Source organism: Paenibacillus sp. FSL M7-0896 (assembly GCF_037975415.1).
Taxonomy (GTDB): Bacteria; Bacillota; Bacilli; order Paenibacillales; family Paenibacillaceae; genus Paenibacillus_AQ; species Paenibacillus_AQ silagei.
The window spans coordinates 5,810,061-5,831,395 of the sequence record NZ_CP150250.1; the positions used below are offsets into that span (position 1 = coordinate 5,810,061).

At 53.4% G+C, this 21,335-nt stretch carries 18 protein-coding genes, 1 tRNA gene and 1 other annotated feature (1 of these 20 only partly in view); of the genes, 3 read left to right on the top strand and 16 right to left on the bottom strand.

The annotated features are described in order from the left end of the window. Positions 1-153 (top strand) — a binding site (T-box leader); it begins 71 nt to the left of the window's first position. Between the two features lie 54 nt (positions 154-207). After that, positions 208-2,298 carry an arginine--tRNA ligase gene (gene argS, locus MKY12_RS25005; RefSeq protein WP_339314973.1) on the top strand — a complete coding sequence of 697 codons (2,091 nt, stop codon included), beginning with the start codon at positions 208-210 and terminating at the stop codon, positions 2,296-2,298. A 747-nt stretch (positions 2,299-3,045) separates the two neighbouring features. Here argS and MKY12_RS25010 read toward each other — a convergent pair. Both MKY12_RS25010 and MKY12_RS25015 read right to left on the bottom strand, forming a co-directional pair. Then, positions 3,046-3,119: transfer RNA gene (locus tag MKY12_RS25010), tRNA-Arg, on the bottom strand. Between the two features lie 160 nt (positions 3,120-3,279). Then, positions 3,280-3,636: a hypothetical protein gene (locus MKY12_RS25015; protein WP_036726047.1), complete on the bottom strand. Its 357-nt coding sequence runs from the start codon at positions 3,634-3,636 to the stop codon at positions 3,280-3,282. Positions 3,637-3,784: 148 nt separating this feature from the next. Between MKY12_RS25015 and asnB the strand changes: the two genes are divergently transcribed. Beyond that, positions 3,785-5,629 carry an asparagine synthase (glutamine-hydrolyzing) gene (asnB, locus tag MKY12_RS25020; RefSeq protein WP_339311360.1) on the top strand — a complete coding sequence of 615 codons (1,845 nt, stop codon included), beginning with the start codon at positions 3,785-3,787 and terminating at the stop codon, positions 5,627-5,629. An 80-nt stretch (positions 5,630-5,709) separates the two neighbouring features. Here asnB and MKY12_RS25025 read toward each other — a convergent pair whose 3' ends face one another. The 14 genes from MKY12_RS25025 to MKY12_RS25090 form a co-directional block, all read right to left on the bottom strand. Next, complete coding sequence (locus MKY12_RS25025) at positions 5,710-6,459, bottom strand: class I SAM-dependent methyltransferase (protein ID WP_339311361.1); 750 nt, start codon at positions 6,457-6,459, stop codon at positions 5,710-5,712. A 37-nt stretch (positions 6,460-6,496) separates the two neighbouring features. Further along, positions 6,497-8,059 (bottom strand): nickel ABC transporter substrate-binding protein, encoded by a 1,563-nt coding sequence (locus MKY12_RS25030; protein ID WP_339311362.1) that lies wholly within the window; start codon positions 8,057-8,059, stop codon positions 6,497-6,499. 65 nt (positions 8,060-8,124) lie between these two features. Further along, entirely contained in the window at positions 8,125-8,952 is an 828-nt protein-coding gene (locus tag MKY12_RS25035) for an ATP-binding cassette domain-containing protein (protein WP_339311363.1), read from the bottom strand. A 41-nt stretch (positions 8,953-8,993) separates the two neighbouring features. Further along, a complete protein-coding gene (locus tag MKY12_RS25040) occupies positions 8,994-9,779 on the bottom strand; it encodes an ABC transporter ATP-binding protein (RefSeq protein ID WP_339311365.1) in 786 nt (261 codons plus the stop codon). Further along, positions 9,780-10,619 carry a nickel transporter permease gene (nikC, locus tag MKY12_RS25045; protein ID WP_339311367.1) on the bottom strand — a complete coding sequence of 280 codons (840 nt, stop codon included), beginning with the start codon at positions 10,617-10,619 and terminating at the stop codon, positions 9,780-9,782. It abuts the gene before it with no gap. 23 nt (positions 10,620-10,642) lie between these two features. Continuing rightward, positions 10,643-11,557 (bottom strand): nickel ABC transporter permease, encoded by a 915-nt coding sequence (gene nikB, locus MKY12_RS25050; protein ID WP_339311368.1) that lies wholly within the window; start codon positions 11,555-11,557, stop codon positions 10,643-10,645. A 179-nt stretch (positions 11,558-11,736) separates the two neighbouring features. Then, positions 11,737-12,573 (bottom strand): aldo/keto reductase, encoded by an 837-nt coding sequence (locus MKY12_RS25055; RefSeq protein ID WP_209876846.1) that lies wholly within the window; start codon positions 12,571-12,573, stop codon positions 11,737-11,739. Between the two features lie 190 nt (positions 12,574-12,763). Beyond that, positions 12,764-13,222, bottom strand: coding sequence for a cupin domain-containing protein (locus MKY12_RS25060; RefSeq protein ID WP_076083140.1), 459 nt, complete (start codon positions 13,220-13,222; stop codon positions 12,764-12,766). Positions 13,223-13,367: 145 nt separating this feature from the next. Next, positions 13,368-14,303: an SPFH domain-containing protein gene (locus MKY12_RS25065; RefSeq protein ID WP_081751185.1), complete on the bottom strand. Its 936-nt coding sequence runs from the start codon at positions 14,301-14,303 to the stop codon at positions 13,368-13,370. Then, positions 14,303-14,737: an NfeD family protein gene (locus MKY12_RS25070; RefSeq protein ID WP_209876844.1), complete on the bottom strand. Its 435-nt coding sequence runs from the start codon at positions 14,735-14,737 to the stop codon at positions 14,303-14,305. The genes MKY12_RS25065 and MKY12_RS25070 overlap by 1 nt, the downstream gene beginning before the upstream one ends. A 666-nt stretch (positions 14,738-15,403) precedes the next feature. Continuing rightward, positions 15,404-17,260, bottom strand: a complete 1,857-nt coding sequence (locus MKY12_RS25075; RefSeq protein ID WP_339311369.1) for a glycosyl hydrolase family 18 protein — start codon at positions 17,258-17,260, stop codon at positions 15,404-15,406. Between the two features lie 483 nt (positions 17,261-17,743). After that, positions 17,744-18,385 (bottom strand): XTP/dITP diphosphatase, encoded by a 642-nt coding sequence (locus tag MKY12_RS25080; RefSeq protein WP_036726063.1) that lies wholly within the window; start codon positions 18,383-18,385, stop codon positions 17,744-17,746. Between the two features lies 1 nt (position 18,386). After that, positions 18,387-19,145, bottom strand: coding sequence for a ribonuclease PH (gene rph / locus MKY12_RS25085; protein ID WP_076083128.1), 759 nt, complete (start codon positions 19,143-19,145; stop codon positions 18,387-18,389). A gap of 191 nt (positions 19,146-19,336) precedes the next feature. Next, positions 19,337-20,458, bottom strand: coding sequence for a GerMN domain-containing protein (locus tag MKY12_RS25090; RefSeq protein WP_036726066.1), 1,122 nt, complete (start codon positions 20,456-20,458; stop codon positions 19,337-19,339). A 264-nt stretch (positions 20,459-20,722) separates the two neighbouring features. Between MKY12_RS25090 and MKY12_RS25095 the strand changes: the two genes are divergently transcribed. Further along, positions 20,723-21,322, top strand: a complete 600-nt coding sequence (locus MKY12_RS25095; RefSeq protein WP_339250719.1) for a phosphatidylglycerophosphatase A — start codon at positions 20,723-20,725, stop codon at positions 21,320-21,322. Positions 21,323-21,335: the final 13 nt, after the last annotated feature.

A 21,335-nucleotide genomic window follows, 5' to 3' on the forward strand; every position in this document is an offset into this window, starting at 1 on the left:
ACAGATTAGAACCATGAAACGCACCCGTGAGATGGACTTCTGAACCTTAGAGTAGGAAGCCCCGGCCGAGGACCGTTAACCTGTAAGGTGGCTGAACCGTGTAAGGCTCAGCAACGAGAGTGGTACCGCGAGCGCACAAGCCTCGTCTCTTAGGAGATGAAGGCTTTTTTTGTCGTTATATTATTCAGGAGGTTGTTATTCATGCCAATGCTAAGTGAGCTAATCCAAGAGAGCTTGAAGCAGTCTGTTCACAAAATCGCGCTAACCCTGGGCGTGCCCGCCATCGCTGAAGTAAATGTTGCCCTGGAGCAGCCGGCGAGTGCCGACCACGGGGATTATTCAAGCAATATCGCCATGCAGCTGGCCCGCCCCCTGCGCAAAGCTCCACTGGCTATCGCCGGGCTGATCGTTGCCGAGCTTGAAGCTTCGGGCTCTGTTCACGGACTGGTGCTGAGAACCGAGGTCGCCGGTCCGGGGTTTATTAATATGTATCTGGATTGGCAGGCCTGGGCACGGTCGAAGGGGAGTTTCACGCTGCCCCAGCATGCAGGAGGGTCGAAAGTGATTGTAGAGCATACCTCGGTCAACCCGAATAAAAGTATGCACATTGGACACCTGAGAAACTCATGTATCGGGGACGCGCTGGTGAGGGTACTGCGGGCGACCGGCCATACCGTTGAGGTGCACAACTATGTGGATGATCTCGGCAATCAGCTGGCAGATACCGTAGCCGGTCTGCTGAATGTTCCGCTGGCGGGAGCCCATGTCCGGTTCGGAGACTACTGCTGGGACATCTATGCCGAGATTAACAAAACGTATGCGCAGCAGCCGGAGATGGTACAGAAGCGAACTGAGATTCTTCATGCGCTGGAGGAAGGCCACGGCAACACTGCCTGGATTGGCAACCTCGTCGCCGGGCAGATCGTGAAAGAGCATGTGGAGGAGATGCGGGGGTTCGGCATTGACTACGATCTGCTGGTGTGGGAGAGCAGCATTCTGAAGGAGGGCTTCTGGGCTTCGGCGTTCGAGCTGCTGTCGCAGACGGAGATATTCGTGCAGGAGACCGAAGGCAAGCTGGCAGGCTGCTGGATTCTGAAGCAACCCGCTGAAGACGCTACACCAGACACGCTGGAGGAGCATCAGAAGGATAAGGTGCTGGTGCGCTCGAACGGAATTTTGACCTATACCGCCAAGGACATTGCCTATCATCTGTGGAAGTTCGGACTGCTGGAGAAGGACTTTAGCTACAGCGAATTTCAGAGCGGACTGTGGACGACCGGCTTGAGCGGACAGGCTCTGCCTTTTGGACGGGCGGACCAGGTCGTGAACGTCATCGATTACCGGCAGGAATATCCGCAGCTGATGGTCAAGCAGGCGCTCCAGGCACTGGGATTCGGTGCGCAGGCAGACGCGCTGCATCATGTCAGCTATGGGGTAGTTTCGCTGAGTCCCGCTTCTGCGGCCGGTCTGGGCATTGATACCTCCAGCGGCAAAAGCTCCTACGCCATGTCCGGGCGCCAGGGAATCGGCATTAAGGTAACGGAGCTCGTCCGGCTCATGGAAGACATGATTGAATCCACCCGTTCGGACAAAAACGGTCTGTCCAGCCGGCTCATCGCCACCGCTGCCATCCGTTACTACCTGCTGCGCTTCAATCTGGGCACCGAGATTGTGTTCGACTTCAAGCAGGCAATGGAAATCTCCGGCAACACCGGCGTCTACCTGATGTACGCCTATGCCCGGGCGCAGCGCGTGCTTAGTAAGGCCGCGGCGGCGGGTGGCGAGAGCGGTGTTAGCGGGTCTGGCGCTAGCGATTCTGACGTTGGCGAGTCTGATGTGGGCGAGTTCGGCGCTAGCGATTCTGACGTTGGCGAGTCCGGTGTGGGCGAGTTCGGCGCTAGCGATTCTGACGTTGGCGGGTCCGGCGTTGACGAGTCTGGCGTTGGCGAGTACGGTGTTGGCGAGTACGGCGTTGGCGAGTACAGTGTTGGCGAGTACGGCGTGGGCGGGGTACCGCTGTTCCCGGCGCAGCTCGAAGCGGCTGAGCTTGCCCTGCTGAGACAGCTCAGCTTGTGGCAAGACACACTCTATACAGCAAGCCGGGAGCTTACGCCGAATACGATCTGTAACTATGCCTATTCCCTGGCGTCGTTGTTCAGTAACTTCTACTCGGCTTGCCCGATTCTTAAGGGCGGGGAAGCCAGCATCACCTTCCGCCTGTGGCTGACCCGGAGCTTCACCGATACGCTGGGGGAAGCTCTCGACGTACTCGGTCTGCCTAAGCCGGAGCGGATGTAGACACATTGAGTCTTCAGCCTCTTAAGAACCAATTACTCTAGCGGATGAATGAGCAGAACCTATGCGGGTCCGTGCAGCTTGCACAGCAACTCTCCCTTCTCCATCCGCCCACTCCTAGGGGCATTAATGCCCCTCATTTCCGCTCGACGCTGACTTCCGGCACATTCTGGGGCACTAATGCCCCTCATTTCCGTTCGACGCCGACTTCCGGCACATTCTGGGACACTTGTGCCCCTCATTTCCGCTCGACACCCACTTCCGGCACATTCTGGGGCCCCTCATTTCCGCTCGACACCCACTTCCGGCACATTCTGGGGCACTAATGCCCCTCATTTGCTCATTTTCCTCACTATTGGTGAATTCAGGAGCACTTATGTACCTCATTCGCTCATTTGGGCCGCATTCAGTAAATTTAGAGTCAATTGGTCCGTTCTAAATTGAGCGTATTAAGATCGCTCCTTTGGAATGGATGGTTTTTGAGCTTTTTTGGATTGTTATGTATTTTGCACCCCGCTTAAACAGCGGAGCGGACGGAACGATTGTGTAAAAGCGATAGCGGTCGCCTTTGTGTCCGGATTTTCACCGCTAAGGGGAATACATAAAATCTGGACACAACAGCGATTGGAACAACGGTCCGTTTGCGGAGCGTCCACCCAAGTGCCCACGTTGATCCTACTCAAAATAAAAAGGGGGTTCTCATCCCCCGGACATCAAAACAGCCCTCCCGAAGGAAGGCTGCTGTTTTGACGTCCCGGAAGGGATTCGAACCCCCGACCGTGCGCTTAGAAGGCGCATGCTCTATCCAACTGAGCTACCGGGACATGTAGGATAACGTTGTATCACTTGAAGCTTTTGAAGAGATATGTATTAACGCAACGTTATTCATTATACCAAATTCAGCAGAATTAGCAAGACCAAACTCTTCCAGTTAAGAAGCTTCCCGCAACCGCCGTCACGGAAAGCCTCCTGCTCTATGGTCAATCAGGGAAGCTGCCGGAAGTGCTCGCCCAGTTGCCGCTTCAGATCGCCGAAGATCAGCAGCTCGCGCTGGAACTTGGAGCGTTCATCCTCCGGAGTCATCACCGTACTGCCGGTGAAGCCGCTAACCGTAACGTCCTTGAAGGCATCATGCAGATTATTGTCGAACCAGTCGGTGGCCGTATCCGCATCATTCGTCAGAATCCGGACAATTTCATAGCCCTCCTCGCGCTGATCCTCAACAATATACACCAGCAGTGCGGAATCGCCCACAGCTCCAGGCAATACGCCAACCTCTGCGCAAGGCGCGCCGTCATAGTCAGTCATTCTGCGGATTTTGGCGTCTTTAATGTAATACACTTGTCATCATCCCTCCTGGCAAATTTCCCTCTTCCCTAGTGTTCGGATAAGGACATACATTTTATCCCTTCAATCGGCATATATCTGTATTACTTGGCAAAAAAGAAAGGACAGACAACAATCGCACAAAAGAGAGGATGAATCAGACATGTGCGGAATAACCGGATTTGTCCAGTGGCGCGGTGATCTTACCGGGCACTCGCAGCTGCTCGTCAGAATGACCGAAACGTTAGCCAACCGCGGACCGGATGCAGCCGGAACCTGGATTTCAGGGCCTATTGCCTTCGGACACCGCCGACTCAGCGTCATCGATCCCGAGAACGGTGCACAGCCGATGATTGCCCGCCATGAGGATAAGTTATACGCTATAGTATATAACGGCGAGCTATATAATGCCCCTGAGCTGAAAAAAGAGTTGAAGCAGCGCGGGCATCATTTTCTCACGGAATGCGATACTGAGGTTCTGCTGCATGCCTACATCGAATGGGGGCCGGATTGCACGGAGAAGCTCAATGGCATCTTCGCCTTTGCCGTCTGGGACAGCTTGCGCGATCAGGTATTCCTGGCCCGCGACCGTCTGGGCGTGAAGCCTCTGTTCTACAGCCAAGTCGATGATGTCTTCGTCTTCGGGTCCGAGCCCAAAGCGCTGCTGCAGCATCCCCTCGTCCAGCCGAAGGTCGGACCGGAGGGCCTCGCCGAGATTTTCATTATCGGTCCGGCACGGACTCCGGGACAAGGGGTATACAAAGATATATTCGAGCTTCGCCCTGGGTCTGCCATGATTTACAGCCGCAGCGGAATCCGCAGCTATGCTTACTGGAAGCTGGAGAGCGTCCAGCATACCGATAACGTGGATGCGACGGCAGCACGGGTGCGTGAATTGCTTCAGGATACGCTGGAGCGCCAGCTGGTCTCCGATGTTCCGGTCTGCTCACTGCTCTCCGGCGGACTCGATTCCAGCGCCCTGACTGCGCTTGCCGTGGATTATTACAAGCGGACCGGCCAGGGCCGGGTCGATACCTTCTCCGTCGATTATGTTGACAACGATAAGCATTTCAAAAGCCATAGCTTCCAGCCCGGAGCCGACGGTCCCTGGATTCAGCGGATGGTCGACGAGCTGGACACGAATCATCACTTTATTGCTTTTGACACCCCGGAGTTGGTAGCCGCACTCGATAACGCTCTGTACTCCCGCGATTTGCCGGGGATGACCGACGTCGATTCCTCACTCTATTTGTTCTGCCAGGAGATCAAAAAGAAGGCTACAGTAGCCATCTCAGGCGAAGCAGCAGACGAAATTTTCGGCGGCTATCCCTGGTTCCACCGCGAGGAGATGTTATCTTCCGGCACCTTCCCCTGGTCAGTGGCCCCCAATATGCGTGCCGGATTATTATCGCCGGAAATCCGGGAGTGGATACGTCCGCTGGAATATTTAGGAGACCGGTACAGCGATGCGGTGGCTGAGGTACCGAAGCTTGACGGCGAGACCAGCAAAGAGGCACAGATGCGCGTGATGTCCTATCTCAACATAACCCGCTTCATGCCGACCCTGCTGGACCGTAAGGACCGGATGAGCATGGGCGTGGGACTGGAGGTACGCGTTCCGTATTGTGACCACCGGCTGGTGCAATATGTTTTTAACATTCCATGGGAGATTAAGATGGTAGGCAACCGGGAAAAAGGCATCCTGCGCAAGGCACTGGAGGGCGTACTGCCGGACGATGTGCTCTACCGCAAAAAAAGCCCGTACCCCAAAACGCATAACCCTGCCTATCTGAACAAGGTGCGCTCACAGGTACTAAGCATTCTGGACGATCCTTCCTCCCCCATTCTCCCGCTCATTGATCCGGCCAAAATCAGAGAAATCGCCGCATCGCCAGAGTCCTCCACCAATCTGCCGTGGTTCGGCCAGCTGATGTCCGGCCCGCAATTATTCGCTTATCTGGCCCAGGTCAACCTGTGGCTGAAGACATACAATGTGTCGATCGGCTGATGCCGCTTCAAACCAAAAACAGCGGCTCTCATCAAAGAGAGTCGCTGTTTTTATTTTACATTTTAGTAAGCCGGTCTGCCTTATTTTTCAGCGCAAATCATGAACACCGGCGTTGACCGGTACAAGACTTGCTGTTGCTCATCCAACACCTGGCCGTTCAGATTCTCTTCCGTATAGACAGCGGAGAAGCCCGCCTCTGTGAGTGCGCGCACATCCCACTCCGGCCGCCACTCTCTTGTCAGCGGTAAGGCCAGACTCAGACGGTCAGTCTCTTCGATGTTCGTATGATGCGGAAGCTCACCATAGCCCTTATCGATATAGGCCTGCTGATCCTCTGCGTGCTTCCGCGCCATCTCTTCATCCCATAGATGACGGTTCCAGTTGGCATCGAAGACCAGCAGCCGTCCCCCGGGCTTGAGTACTCTTGCCCACTCCTTGTAGGCTGACTGCGGATCGGCAAGACTCCAAGTGACATTGCGGCACACGATGAGATCAAAGCTCTCCGCAGCAAAATCCAGCTTATGCGAGTCCATCTTGCGGAACGTTACATCGACTCCTTCCCGGCTGGAGTGCAGACGCGCCTCTTCCAGCATATTGTCTGTACAATCTATGGCCGTAACCAAATGTCCGGCGCTTGAGAGAATGACGGAGAAGAAGCCGGGACCACAGCCAATATCCAGAACATGCAGGCTGTCCTTCTGTGGAGCATGATCAAGGATAAGCTTCAGCCAGGCCTCCCGCTGGAAACCGTTCAGCTCCTTCTGGATTCCTTCACTATACAGCTCTGCTTCGCCTTCCCAATACTGTTCTACCTCTTGTTGTATACTCATTATCATTCACTCCTTCTTGGCAAGTACTGTATCTTGATCATTTACTGTCCACATCCAGCTGGTTCCAAAAGACAGGTGTGAACGTGGTGTACCCCGGCTTGAATCCGGTCACTCTTTGATTTACAGCCAATATGTCATCAGGGAAATACACAGCTGCAAACATTGCTTCCTTATACATGCTTAAAAATATGGAATCATAGGCACTCTGACGTTCCTGAAGATCCATGGCTCCGACTGCGTTATCAATCTGTGCTTCCAGCTCCGCATCAGACCATACCACAGCAGGTGCTTCAGTGGTTCGGTGGAACAGGGACAACAGGAACGAATGCGGATTATAAGCATCATCATAGGTCCGGTACAGGATGAGATCGTAAGCTTTGCTTGTCCATAAGGCATCATAATAAGCATTCGGCTCAAGCACCTGAAGCTTGACGTCAATGCCAATCTTCTTGAGTTCGGACTGAATCAGCTCACTGATGGTCTTCCATTCCGGATATTCCGCCTGCTGCAGCACGAAATTGAATTCAAGCGGGTTTCCGTCCTTCTCGGCAATTCCATCTCCATCCGAATCCTTATAGCCGGCAGTGGCCAGCAGTTGCTTCGCTTCTTCAGGATCGAAGCCGTACCATGTGTTATTGGACTCTGTGACATAGGGAACGGTCAGCGGGAACAAGCCCTTGGCCTCCTGTCCAATACCATTCATAAGATCGTTCACAATGCTTTTTTTGTTCATCGCCAAATTAATCGCTTTGCGGACATTCAGGTCTTGCAGAGCAGATGTATTATAGTTAAAAATCATGAAATGCGAGCTTGTTCCTGGTGATTTTTGCAGAGTTAGTGAGGAATCCGCTTCGATCACGGGTACACTTTCGACTGGAAGCTTCCCCATTTGTCCCCCGGCAATATCTACATCCCCGCTTTGCAGCGCCAGTACTCTGGACTGTGGATCAGGAATGACCTTCATAATAATTTTGGACAGCTTCGGCAGGTCTCCCCAATAATTAGGATTGCTGACCAGTACGGCTTCCTGATCCGTCTTATAGCTCTCTGCCATCCAAGGACCGGTTCCAATCGCCCGGACGAATGTACCGTTAATATCACCTGCTGGCTCCACTGCGGTAGGGCTGATAATCCGTACCGGTCTTGCAAAGGATAGCTCGGTCAGGAAAGGATAATAGGCTTTGTTGAATGTCATAGTAATCGTATGCTTGTCTGCGACCTCAAGAGATTCCATGGCGGTAGCTACATTCAGCGAATTGGCCGGATCTTTAACCCACCGTTCGAAGGAGAACTTGACTGCATCCGCATTAAATTCCGTACCGTCCGAGAATTTGACACCCTGACGAAGATGGAAGGTATAGACCTTCCCATCCTCAGAGATGTCCCATGACTCCGCAAGCGAAGGCAGGATTTCGCCCTTCTCGCCGTACTCCACTAATCCGTCGTATATCATCGCATGTACGTTCATCGAACCGTCATAGGCCCCAGCATCCAGCCGGTCAAGACCGGCATCAGCCGCTATGGCAACAGTAATCGCCTTGTCCCCGGAGTCAGAGGTTTGGGCTGCTCTATCAGAATGACTACAACCTGATATCCCCATTATTATTACAAGAAGCAGGATGAATAGTGATGTTGTTAATACAGTTTTTGACTTTGAGCTGGCTCTCATTCTCTGTACTCCTTTTCTCTATCTTTTCTCCTTAAGCGGGGGTCTTGCACAGGTATCGAGGAGAGCAATTTCCTTGTATAAGGGTGGTCTGCTTGCTGCATGAGCCCCTCACCTGATTGCTTCTCCACAATCTCCCCTTGAACCATCACAGCTACACTGTCGCAAAAACGGTTCACGACCGACAAGTCATGTGTAATGAACACGTAGGATAATTCCAGCTCACGCTTCAATGCCTGCAACAGATCCATCATCTGCTTACGCAAGGTGACATCGAGACTGGAGAACGGTTCATCACAGATGATCAGCTCCGGGCGCAGTGCAATGGCTCTGGCAATTCCGACCCTTTGCTGCTGGCCGCCGCTGAGTTCATGCGGATAGCTATGAATGTGCTTCTGCTCAAGTCCAACAAGCTCAAGCGTGTCAGCTACCAGAATTCTCCGCGCGCCGGCTTTCCTCTCCCCGTAGTTCCGCAGAGGCTCTCCGATAATTTGCTCTACTGTGAACAGTGGATTGAAGGAAGCCAGACTGTTCTGGAACACCATCTGCATCCTGCTGCGGATCTGAAGCATCTCGCTGAAGCTCCAATCTGTATAATCCATACTCCGGTACAGCACTCTGCCGGAGGAGGGTTTCTCCAGTCCCAGCAAGAGCCTGGCTAAGGTACTCTTCCCGCAGCCGCTTTCACCCACCAGTCCCAGGGTTTCTCCGCTCTCCAGACTGAAGGACACATCATTCACAGCTTGTACACTCCTGGCTTCAGATGTGAACCACCCCCTTTTCATTCCATACTTCTTATTCAGGCTTACCGCCTCCAGCAGCTTCATGGATCACCACCTCCCCAGTAGAAAATGTAATTCCATAGTTGTTATCTGCAATCCATTAAGTATTTAGTGTAGGGATGCACTGGACGTGAAAAGATGTCAAAGACGTTGCCTGATTCCACAATCCTTCCGGATTTCATCACATATACATAATCTGCAAGCTCTGCGACAACGCCGAGATCATGCGTAATGAGCAGGATGCCCATATGATTCGCCCGTCTGATCCGATCCAGCTCCGTGAGTATCTGTGCCTGGATGGTTACATCCAGAGCCGTTGTAGGTTCATCTGCAATAAGTAAGCTTGCCCCGGAAGCCAGCGCGATAGCGATCATCACCCGTTGGCACATCCCGCCGCTAATTTGAAAAGGATATTTACTAAATAGCTGCGCCGGATCGTTAAGGCCCGCTTGCTGCATCTGCTTCATAGCCAGTTGCTTTGCTTCTTGCCCAGTGACTTGCCGGTGCAGGGCGATCGTCTCCATGATCTGCCTTCCAACCGGAAGCACCGGATTCAGCGCGTTCATGGGATCTTGAAAAATAACCGCCATTTCAGTTCCCCGGAGCTTCCTTAGCTGGCGGGCAGAGCACTCCCTGAGGTTGTGGCCGCGAAGCCATATCTCTCCGCTATCAATGACGCCTGGAGGATCTAGCAGTCCCAGAATAGACATCGCCGTAACACTTTTCCCGCTGCCGCTCTCGCCAACCAGTGCAACAATCTGCCCGGACCTCACTTCGAGACTGATATCCTCTACAGCCCTGACTTGCTGACTTCCGGTATGGAAGCTGGTCGATAAGTGACTAACCTTCAGCAGGGTGGATTCATTGTTCATTTACCGGACACTCACCTCCCGGGTATCGTAATCACGCGCTGAGCGGCGCAAGCCTTCCCCCAACAGATTGAAGCCCAGAACTGCCAGCAGGATGGCCATTCCTGGGAAGAGCATGAGCCGCGGCTCAGTCTGAATATAGGCACGGCTGTCGTTCAGCATCATCCCCCATTCCGGTGTAGGCGGCTGGGCTCCCAGACCAAGGAAGGACAAGCCCGCAATCGAGAGCATAATTGTACCCGTCTCCATAGAAGCCAGAACCAGAATGGGCCGCGCCGCAACCGGCAGGATATGCCTGAGCACAATTTGCAAATGGGAAGTGCCCGACGCTGCGGCTGCGGCGATATATCCGCCTTCCTTGATCTGAAGCACCAGGCTGCGGATCACTCTGGCATATCCCGTCCACCAGACGGCTGCAAAAGCGATTAACAGATTCTTCATACTGGGGCCTAACATGGCTGTAATCGCAAGCGATAGAATTAAGCTGGGAAAAGCAAGTAAGATGTCGATGATCCGCATAATCAATTGATCAATTTTGCCGCCAGCGTAACCAGCCAGTAAACCAACGGGGATACTAATAGCAAAAACTACAGTCAAAACGGCAAATGAATAGTAAAGCGTAGTTCTTGTCCCATAGATTAAACGGGATAGCACACAGCGCCCCAGATGATCCGTACCCAGCGGATAATCCCAGGAAGGCATACTCAGCTTATGCTCCATGTGAATCTGCAGCGGGTCAGAAGGGGAGAGCCAGGGGGCAAAGAGTCCGGCGCCAATGAACAAAAGGATAATCCCTGCCCCCAGCTTCGCTCCATTATTCTTAAATAAGCTACTTCGAAACATAATACCGTACTCCTTTTACAGCGTCACCGCAGCCTGATTCGCGGGTCCAGCATCAGATGCAGTGAATCTACTGCCAGGTTAATCAGAACAACGACGACAGCCATCCATAATACATAACCCTGAATGACAATATAGTCTTTTGCAAAAATCGCCTCAATCACATACTTTCCAATCCCCGGCCAGGAAAATATAGTCTCTACGACCACAGAGCCGCCGAGAAGCCCTGCTATGTTAACCCCAAGTAAGGTAAGACTCGGAAGCAGTGCATTACGAAGCGCATGTCTGGTGATGACTCTCCATTCCTGCACCCCCTTGGCCCTCGCCGCCTTGATGTAGAGCGTAGCCAGAACGTCCAGCAGACTGGAACGAATCAAACGGATATACACCCCTGCCATCCCAAACCCAAGTGTAAAAGCGGGCAGAATGACACTGGAGACCCCATCCATCCCTGTTACAGGTAATAGCTTCAGCTTCACTGAACCATAATAAATCAGGAGCAGACCCAACCAGTAGCCTGGCATTGATACGCTAAACAGAGCACATACTCTTCCCAGCCGGTCAAACCATTTTCCCGGATACAGTGCAGAGCCTACCCCCATAGGCAGAGCTATAAGAATAGCAGCCAATAAGGAACAGCCGCTCAACAGCGCAGTAGCCGGGAAACGATTCATCAGCTCTGTGAATACCGGACGATTGCTGCTGTAGGATATGCCCAGATCGAGGTGGAGCACACGGTACAACCAATGAACATATTGCATATATACAGGTCCATCCAGACCCAGTGCAATTCTTGCCGCCTCAATGGCTTCATATGTAGGCTTAATACCATCAGCACGCAGCATAATCTCTGCAGGATCACCTGAGGTTAGGTGCATCAGCGCAAAGGTTATGACTGAGATGCCTAGCAGCACAGGAATGAGCTGCAATAAGCGTTGCAACAAAGTTCGTATAATGGCATTCAACTCCATATCTTTAATCGTAATTATTACGATTATAACATAAAAATTTTAAATGAATAGTCCTAAAAAAAATGCTACACTGCCGCCAAATACAAAAAGCAGCCCCCCTTGAGGAGGCCGCTCTGTGCATCTACAGCTTATAATGCTCTAACTGTAGCTTAGAAATTGAAATTATCCGGGTCCGGGCCGAAGCGGTGGTTCTGATTCAGCTCCTCGATAGCTTTAACATCCTCATCGCTGAGTGTGAAGTCGAAGAATCCGGCGTTCTCGATGATCCGCTCCTGATGGACCGACTTCGGAATGGTGATGACACCCTGCTGCAGATCCCAGCGCAGAACAATCTGTGCTACCGTCTTGCCGTAACGCTCTGCCAATTCCTTCAGCAGCGGCAGGTCCAGATTTCCCTGCATGAGCGGACTCCAGGCTTCCAGCTGGATATCATGCTCCCGTGCATACTTCAGCAATTCACGCTGGGTCAGCAGCGGATGGAATTCCACCTGGTCCACCACCGGCACCACGCCGCTGTCCTCGATGATATCCTCCAGATGATGCGGCTGGAAGTTGCTCACCCCGATGGATTTGACCAGTCCTTCCTTTTGCAGATGGATCAGCGCTTTCCAGGTTTCTTTATATTTACCGGCCACCGGCCAATGGATCAGATACAAATCTACCTGCTCCAGGCCCAGCTTCTTGCGGCTGACTTCAAAGGCCTTCAGTGTCGATTCATACCCCTGATCCGGGTTGCGGACCTTGGTGGTAATAAAGAGCTCTTCCCGGGGGACTCCGCATTCACGGATTGCCTGCCCTACACCCTCTTCATTGTTATAGCCGGCAGCCGTATCAATACTGCGGTACCCCGTCTCCACCGCAGACTTCACCGCACGGATAACCTCCTCACCATCCTTGGTCTGCCATACGCCAAGACCCAGCCACGGCATAGTTACTCCATCGTTCAAGGTAGGCCCGCCTGTAAATGGTGCGTTCTTTTCACTCATATGAATACCCTCCAAGCCTAATTTGAATTCAACAAGCTTCCTTAACCGTATTACCGCTCTCATAATCATCCAATTGCGAAATCTGTTCCCGTTATAGCGAATAGGTTGCCAAATCGTGAAGATTGTATGCCTCTTATGTACAAAAATGGAGCACAGCCCCTTCCCGGCCGTACTCCATTACATAACCTGCTTATTTCTTGTCGATCAGCTTGAAATCATCAAAATGGAACTCCGGCGATACGATGCAGGAGACGAGCGCCGGCTCTTCGCCGAGCGGGCGGGCGGCCTGCCATACGCCTGGAGGAATCACTACCTGCGGCTGCTGGCCCGCAGCGATATCCAGACCCAGGATAACCTCCGTTACGTTCTCCGGCTCTGCGCCATTGCCTCCCAGACTAAGCACGATCGGGCTGCCGGAATGATACAGCCAGATTTCGGAGGACAATACAGTATGCCAATCCGAACTCTCGTCAGCATGAAGCAGGAAATAGATCGATGAAGCTGATGCGCGCGGGCCCGAATAAGCCTCGCCCAACGTGTCCTGAGGAATCTCAAACGGAGAATTCCACAGTCTCTTGTACCATCCGCCTTCCACGTGGGGCTGTAGCCCCAAGGTTTCTACGAGCGGGGAAATTTCTTTTTGCGTCATGAGTTCTTCTCCTTCAAGTTTTGCACAGCGGCAAAACAGTCTTCATAAGCAAAGGCTTAAGAGGTACAAGCGTACCTGCTAAGCCTCGGCCTGATTGTGCTATTAACTGTAACGGATCCTGCAGCAATTGTAAATTATCTTCCGCTTATTTGCCTTCTTTGCTAGCCTTGAATACTTCGGCAATCGCTCCCAGGCTGCCCAGCGTCTCCACCGCACTGGTCGGCAGGAATATTTTGTTCGCTGGTCCCTTAGACATGTCAGTCAGAGCTTCAAAGGACTGATAGGCCAGTACTTTTTCATCCAGTCCTGCGCTGGCAATCATGGCAATCCGGGCCTTCTCGGCCATCGCCACTGCTTCGATCGCCTTGGCCTGACCGAGAGCTTCCAGCTCCTGCGCCTGACCGAGACCTTCCGCCTGACGGATGCGGGCTTCCTTATCCCCTTCGGCCTTCAGGATCTTACTCTGCTTATCCCCTTCAGCACGAAGGATCATATCCTGCTTGGCGGCTTCCGCCTCCAGGACAATCGCACGCTTGCTGCGTTCTGCCTTCATCTGTTTGTCCATGGCTTCCTGGATATCGAGCGGCGGCTTGATGTCGATAACTTCGACACGCTCAATGCGCACGCCCCACTTCTCTGTCGCTTCATCCAGCGCGAGACGGATGTCGGAGGAGATTTTTTCACGGCCGGACAAGGTTTCATCCAGCTCCAGCTTACCGATAATCTGACGCATGGTGGCTGTGGAGATATTCCGTACCCCATACACATAATCGGAGATTCCGTACGTTGCTTCTTCCGGACCCACTACCTGATAGAAGATAATCGTATCGATCTGCACCTGTACGTTATCCTTCGTGATTACCGTCTGCGGCGGTACATTCGCCTGTTGAATCCGCAAGTCATGATAGACCCGCACCTGATCAATAACCGGAATCAGAATGTTCAGACCTGGTGTGAGCAGGCGATGGAATTTACCCAGACGCTCTACAACTCCAACTCTTTGCTGCGGGACAATCTTGATCGTCATTGCGATAAATACTACGACGACAACAATAATAATTCCGATAATCACCAATTCCATTAGTACATATCCCCCCATCGTTCTACTTCAATAATGGTAGTGCTTCTTCTTACTACAATTACTTGCTGACCCTTGCCCAGTGCTACTGTAGAGGTCGCACTCCATGTATCGCCGCCAATCTTGACCTGCCCGTAACGGCCAGGCTCAATCGGTTCGGTCACCAGACCCTGTCTGCCGATAATCTCGGTCCCGGTATCCTTGAAGCCCCGCGCATTGCGCAGCCGCTCAGACAATGGCTTGGTGAAGAACGTCAGGGCCAGGGCTACCAGCGAACCCACTACAACCTGCAGCAGCCATGCATCCGGCAGCACAAGCGCAACCAGTCCGGCAGCCAAGGCTCCCAGGCTAAGCCATAACAAATAGAATGTAAACGTAAACATCTCTACAACAAACAAGACGCCAGCGGCAATTAACCACAATACCCACATACTCATTGGTGAACCCACCACCTTCCGCTATATACTACTATAACGAAATAATCGGCATCACGTTTCACAAAATTTTTGGAGGCCGGGACAGCCGCCTGTCTGTTCATTATATTTCAGCCTGTGGAAGCTTATGAACCTCAAGCGGGATACAGGACGGCTAAATTGTATTTAAACATAAATATATCCAATCGAAGCGCAAAAAACTCATTACCCACATTTCCGTACCCCGGAATCCTGCTTCCAAAACCTCCAAGGAACGGAATTAGTTATAAATACGGTGCCAGCCACCACGCCTGAACTGGAATGGAGAGGGGCGGATCAAGCAAGTGGATTTAATACATCTAAATAAGAAATATTATGGCACCTACAGAAATTAGTTGGAGAAACAACACTTAATCGGCCCAGATTCCCTTGAATGGGGAGCGTTCGGCAGATTAACTGTACTTTTTCCAACTGTTCGCTCTAAGTAGCGCATTTCGGCACAATTAAGTGCCTCTTTTCCAACTCTGTCAGCTCGCACTCCCCATCTATAAGCAGGATCGTGTACGAAACAGCCTATTCTAAAAAGCACTTAAAAAAACGGTGCCAGCTTAAAAGCCGGCACCGTTCCTTGTTCTATACTTTGGCATACTCATGCCCTATGGCTGGATTTCCGTGCTGTCCGCTCCGCCTTTAGTTCAGCTTCCAGAGCGCAGGAGTGACATTCGGCTCCCAGCCGGCCAGAGAGGTATGCGCCTGCAGGCAGGTGTAGGATTGCCCGCTGTAAGTTACGATATTGCCGACACTATAAGTGGCGCCCGCTTTCCAGGCAGCAGCGCCTGGGGTAGCCGAAGGGACTGGCGTCACTACAGGAGTAGAGGTTGGCGCTACTGTCGGCGTAGCCGAAGGGCTTACTGTCGGGAGTGGCGTAGCTGTCGGCTGCGGAGTAGCGTTACCGCAAGTTCCGGTCACCCGCCACACCCCGAAGGCTCCGCTAAGATCCGGCCGGTCCCCTTGCGTCCACCACTGGGCCTGATAGATCAGCCCTCCATAGGAGGCCTGCTGCCCCTGTGTGTAGACAGCGGTGGAACTCCACGCAGCGGCCGTGCATTGACCTGGTGTCGCAGTCGGCGTAGCTGTTGCGGTCGGCGTGGCCGATGGCTTCACCGTTGCGGTCGGCACCGGCGTAGCCGTTGGTGTCACTACTCCGCCGCCCAGTTCAGCGCTGAGCTTGGTCTGCAGCGTCTTATTGCGGTCCCCGCTGGTCTCCCAGAACATGGCTCCGGCCAGACCCTTGGTTTTCAGGTAGCTGGCTTTGAAGCCGATGGATTCGGCATCATCATAGCTGATGAAGGTTTGATTGGACGTGTTATAGAGATAAGGGACCTTGGAGGTGTTGTTCCAGTAACGGGTGTAGCCGTTCTTATTGATATAATTGGCTTCCAGATCACTGAAATCGTAGTTGCCCTTCTCCCAGGTTCCGGTCTGGGAGATCCCGGCAGATACCTGATATTGTCCGTTCCCCGCAGCAGGGGCCCCGCCCCAGCCCCGGCCGTAGAAAGGCATGCCGAGCACCAGCTTATTAGCCGGTACGCCTGCACTCAGATAGCTGGTCACCGCCTTGTCGATATTATAGTTCGCCGGCTCGGTCAACCCTGACGAAGCAGCCGCCGGGTCGTAATACAGCGGCGCATTGTGGCCGGTAGTAGGGTTCCAGCTGCCGTTGAAGTCGTAGGTCATAATATTGATCCAGTCCACCACAGCAGCGATTCCGCTGAGATTGTTGTTCTGGATGTAAGTGGGGCCTGCACCTGAGGCAATGGTCAGCAGATACGTTTTGCCGTCGGCAGCTCCTGCGGCATTCAGCTTCTCCCGAATCTTCTGGAGCAGCAGGATGTAGTTCTGCTTATCCTCGGGGCGGTAGCTGTTGCCCGCAAGTCCCCCGCTGACCGGGTATTCCCAGTCCAGATCGACACCGTCCATCTTGTATTTGCGGATGAAATCGACGGAAGAATTGGCGAACACCTCACGGGTTGCCGCCGTGGCAGCCACATCCGAGAAGCGGTTGGACCAGGTCCAGCCCCCGACGGAGATCATCGTTTTCAGTTTCGGATTCTTCTCCTTCAGCTTCCAGAGCTGCTTCAGATTCCCCTTGATCGGGTCATCCCATTTATCATCGCCGAAGCTTTTCTGGGCATCGATCCAGGGATCGCCCAGCACTACGGTGCCATTGGGAACGCTGATCGCCTGTCCCTGCTCGTTCTGGCAGGACCAGGTGACCGGATTCGGCCCGGTCGGGTCGGAATTGCCGTGTATTCCGTTCCAGCAGATGTCGGCAAAGGCATAGTTGATGACATTCATTTTGCCAGGATCGATATCCGTTACATTATAAGCCCGCCCGTAGGCGGCCCATGAAGCATAATAGCCGACAATCTTGTAGTCTCCGGCTGCCTGAACAGTTCTGCTATTTGCACCAAAAGCCGAAAAAAGAGTAAGGAAAAGGACTGCCGCCAAGCCAAGCACAAAGGACTTGCTTTTGATAAAGGCCATTTCGTGATTACCTCCCCGGTTCAATGCGTAACCTGTAAGCCTGCTTCATGGACATCCATCCGTCTTTGCCATCAAGGATATTAAGTGACCGTTCTTCCCTTGCCGCGAATGAGAAAGCTCAGCGTTCACCTCCCGGACCCGATTGGCCTTGACCTTCACCCTGTGAAACTATTAAACTCCTGGCAATCTGACTGGTAGAATAGTGAAATACAGCTCAAAAAAAGCGCAGTTCAGCAGCATACGGATCACTCGCTCCGCTACTGCCTACGTTGTTGTTTGGTACAGGGCAGGGTGGGTGGATTGCGACGATTTGCGGAAGGATGAAGGACCTGCGAAGGGGTGAAGTCAACTCTTATTCTCATACAAAGCCGGAGGATATGCTAGGGATAAATTTCCATAATCAGGGGGGATTATTATCTAAAAAAAACAGAAGCAGCCCCGAGCATATTCTGCTCACGGGCTGCTTCCAAGATTCCAACTCTTCTATTTACCGCCGCTCTGCGCAGCAGCAAGCTTCTCGGTCAGACGCCGCAGCGCCGTCCCGCGGTGGCTGATCGACTGCTTCTCCTCAAGCGTCAGCTCAGCCATCGTCTTCTCGTATTCCGGGAGATAGAACAGCGGGTCATAACCGAAACCGCCGGCACCCGCAGGCTCCGAGGTAATCCAGCCTTCGACCGTACCCTCAGCCGTCCATTCCCGGCCGTCCGCTGGATCATAGAGCGACAAGGCACAGACGAACCGGGCAGGACTCAGCAGCGGCTGTCCGGTATCCTCCCCCTGCTTCAGCCGCTCCAGCTCGCTCATCAGCTTCAGATTGTTCGCCTCATCATCCGCCGCCTCGCCGGCATAACGGGCCGAGTATACGCCGGGGCTTCCGTCCAGCGCCTCTACACAGAGACCGGAATCGTCTGCCAGCACCGGCAGTCCAAGAGCGTCCCCTACAGCGCGGGATTTCTTGAAGGCATTCTCGGCAAAAGTGGCCCCGTCCTCGACCACATCCGGCAGATCCGGGTAGTCATACATGCTTTTGACCGTAAGTCCCAAGGGAGCAAAGGCATGCTGGAACTCCCGCACCTTGCCTTTGTTCTTCGTCGCGACAATCAGAATTCCGCTGCCGGACTTCATCCTACACCTCTTGACCGGGCTGGCCGGCAGGGATTTTGAGCGCGATGGCGCCGAGGACTTCTTTTTGCACAGCGATCAGCTCGTAGATCCCCTTCTCTCCGAGACCCAGCAGCTGGTCCAGCTCCTGGCGGGTGAACGGGCGCTCTTCTCCCGTGCCCTGAACCTCAACGAAAGCGCCGCTGCCCGTCATGACCACGTTCATATCCACCTTCGCCTTGGAATCCTCTTCATAATTCAGATCGAGCAGCGTCTTGTCGCCAACGACACCCACACTAATGGCTGCCAGGTAGTCTGTAATCGGGAAGACCGTCAGCTTATTCTGGAGGGCAAGCTTGTTCATGGCGAAGGCCATCGCTACAAAAGCACCCGTGATCGAAGCCGTCCGCGTTCCCCCGTCTGCCTGAATTACATCGCAGTCCAGCGTAATACTGCGTTCGCCGAGCGCCTGCAAATTCACCACCGAACGCAGGGCCCGTCCGATCAGGCGCTGGATTTCCATGGTCCGCCCGGTCAGCTTGCCGCGTGCGGCTTCACGCTGGTTGCGGGTCTGGGTCGCGCGGGGAAGCATCGAATATTCGGCGGTTACCCAGCCCTTGCCTTGTCCCTTCAGAAACGGCGGGACCTTCTCATCCACGGTTGCCGTACAGATGACCTTGGTATCTCCCATCTCAATGATGACGGAGCCTTCTGCATATTTGTTGGTCTGGGTCGTTATCGTCAGTGGCCGGAGCTGGTCTTCGTTGCGTCCGTTTGATCTCATCTTTTCTGCCTCCTACATCGTATAGCGCAAAGTTTGTGTATACATTCATCCGTATCTTATACGCAGAAACGGGTGCCGCCCCCTTTGGAAGAGAACGGCACCGCTGCTCCTGACCCGTTATTCGGATGAACAATACTTTATTCTATCAAAGAGTAGGCACAAAAGCATCTTTTTAGGCCGGTGGATTCGCTCTAAAGCGGCAGCTCGTTCACATATTCCGGCGCGGAGACCGGCTGACCGTAATCGACGTTGTTGGTACCCGTAACCGTATCCTTGCCGTTCAGACGGATCTGTACCAGCGAATCATCTGTATTCTGGGCCACCGTCAGCACGACCGACTCCAGCATCTCCTCGGGAATGCTTGTGCTGCCTTCGAACATATCATCGGTCAGCGATACGGTGACTACCCCGTTCTGCCCTGCTTTTACAGAATCAACTACCGTTCCCTGCGTCATGACCATCTCCAGGCCGTTCTCGGACTGCGGTCCGGCAATCAGCTCGCTCAGAGCTGCCTTCACCGTATCCCCGCCAGCGGGTACAAAACGGGTAACCGGAACATAATACTGGTGGCCGCCATCCGGTGAAGCTGCTGCGAAATAGACTGTAACTGCGCTGGAATTCATCATCAGAGCGTTATGCTTCGGCAGGTTAATGCCCATCGTACGGGACAGCGGGCGGTCCAGCGGTGTACCTTGCAGCGGCATTTCAGTCAGCTTTTTGCCATCGACCCAGAGCTGCACTCCCTTAATGTCGTCCTGCCCTGTCAATGTCCAGGTCAGCGCTTCGAGAATTTTGCGTTCATCCGCAGGATCGTAGTCGTTAAACGCCGAGTTGAATTCAACAATTGCGACATGGTCCTGGCCGACAGATACATTGTTCACTTTCGTCCCTGCAGGTAGTACGCCTTGGAAGCCCTTAGGCAGTGCAGACGCGTAATCCCCCTTGCTGACGAGTGCCGTGAGGGAATTTTTCAGCATGACCGTGTCCTCGCTTTTTGGAAAAGACAGAGCCACCGGAGCCAGCAGACCGTTCTGATCCTCCAGATACACAGTAGTCCGCTCCCCGGCTACAGCAGGCGCACCGGTATCCTTCACCCCGGCAGACAGATCAGTCTCATCCATGGAGGCCGGTCCGAATACACCGGTATCCAGCGTATCTTCCCCGCTCACTTGCAGCATTTGCGCTTCTACGGCGGCGGGAGGCGGGTCCACAGCGGCGGATTCTGAACCGAACAGACTGCAGCCGGAGAGCACAAGCGGAACGGCCAGCAGGCAAGCCGCAGACGCCCCGCGGAGGTGTTTCACTGGTTTCATCAATCTTCATTACCCCTTTCTAGCGCTAAGATCAGTTTGTACTGCTATGTATACGAGCCCTGTGTCCAAAAAATAACAACAGCTTATCCTAAATTACAGAAGTTCTGCCGGAACCCCTGCTTGGCTGCGGACACTGCTGTGTTCATCCAAGTTCAGCCTGCTTGCGGGATACAATTCCGGAGGTTTCTGGACATCGGTCTGCCGCTTGCGTACAATTTAGTACATACCTGCTAATTCAACCTACTCACGAATGGAGGACTTTTCATGACTGATGCCAAAATTCCTTACAGCCTCAACAGCAAAGCCGTTGCCGAAGCGACCCGGTACTGGCTGCACAAGCGCGGGGTCACTCTGGAGGAGATTGCCGAGCTTGTCATGATGCTGCAAAAGAAATACTATCCGGGCCTGACCATGGAAGAATGTATTCATAACGTTGAGATGGTCCTCAGCAAGCGTGAGGTGCAGAATGCAGTCTTGACCGGCATCCAGCTGGATGTGCTGGCGGAGGAGGGCAAGCTGTTCTCGCCGCTGCAGGATATGATTGAGAACGATGAAGGATTGTACGGGGTAGACGAGATTCTCGCCTTCTCGATTGTTAATGTATATGGCAGTATCGGGTTCACCAACTATGGTTACGTGGACAAGCTCAAGCCCGGCGTACTGGAGAGGCTGAATGACAAAACCACCGGCCAGATCCATACCTATCTGGATGATATCGTCGGTGCTGTAGCCGCAGCGGCCAGCAGCCGGATCGCCCACCGCAAGCAGGCGGAACGCGAGGAGGAGCTGGGCCTGCCCCATGCCCCGGAGGACGCGGAAGAGGCTGCACGGCGCAGCCGGCTGGAGGAGACGTTGCCGGAATAAGAGGAGAGCTACT

Coding starts and splice junctions, on each gene's coding strand:
- MKY12_RS25035 (WP_339311363.1), bottom strand. CDS start 8,952: ATGAAGCTGCTGGAGGCGGTAAGCCTGAATAAGAAGTATGGAATGAAA.
- MKY12_RS25055 (WP_209876846.1), bottom strand. CDS start 12,573: ATGAGTGAAAAGAACGCACCATTTACAGGCGGGCCTACCTTGAACGAT.
- MKY12_RS25030 (WP_339311362.1), bottom strand. CDS start 8,059: ATGGGGATATCAGGTTGTAGTCATTCTGATAGAGCAGCCCAAACCTCT.
- MKY12_RS25075 (WP_339311369.1), bottom strand. CDS start 17,260: ATGGCCTTTATCAAAAGCAAGTCCTTTGTGCTTGGCTTGGCGGCAGTC.
- MKY12_RS25025 (WP_339311361.1), bottom strand. CDS start 6,459: ATGAGTATACAACAAGAGGTAGAACAGTATTGGGAAGGCGAAGCAGAG.
- nikC (WP_339311367.1), bottom strand. CDS start 10,619: ATGTTTCGAAGTAGCTTATTTAAGAATAATGGAGCGAAGCTGGGGGCA.
- MKY12_RS25070 (WP_209876844.1), bottom strand. CDS start 14,737: ATGAGTATGTGGGTATTGTGGTTAATTGCCGCTGGCGTCTTGTTTGTT.
- MKY12_RS25040 (WP_339311365.1), bottom strand. CDS start 9,779: ATGAACAATGAATCCACCCTGCTGAAGGTTAGTCACTTATCGACCAGC.
- MKY12_RS25095 (WP_339250719.1), top strand. CDS start 20,723: ATGACTGATGCCAAAATTCCTTACAGCCTCAACAGCAAAGCCGTTGCC.
- rph (WP_076083128.1), bottom strand. CDS start 19,145: ATGAGATCAAACGGACGCAACGAAGACCAGCTCCGGCCACTGACGATA.
- argS (WP_339314973.1), top strand. CDS start 208: ATGCTAAGTGAGCTAATCCAAGAGAGCTTGAAGCAGTCTGTTCACAAA.
- MKY12_RS25060 (WP_076083140.1), bottom strand. CDS start 13,222: ATGACGCAAAAAGAAATTTCCCCGCTCGTAGAAACCTTGGGGCTACAG.
- MKY12_RS25080 (WP_036726063.1), bottom strand. CDS start 18,385: ATGAAGTCCGGCAGCGGAATTCTGATTGTCGCGACGAAGAACAAAGGC.
- MKY12_RS25065 (WP_081751185.1), bottom strand. CDS start 14,303: ATGGAATTGGTGATTATCGGAATTATTATTGTTGTCGTCGTAGTATTT.
- MKY12_RS25090 (WP_036726066.1), bottom strand. CDS start 20,458: ATGAAACCAGTGAAACACCTCCGCGGGGCGTCTGCGGCTTGCCTGCTG.
- asnB (WP_339311360.1), top strand. CDS start 3,785: ATGTGCGGAATAACCGGATTTGTCCAGTGGCGCGGTGATCTTACCGGG.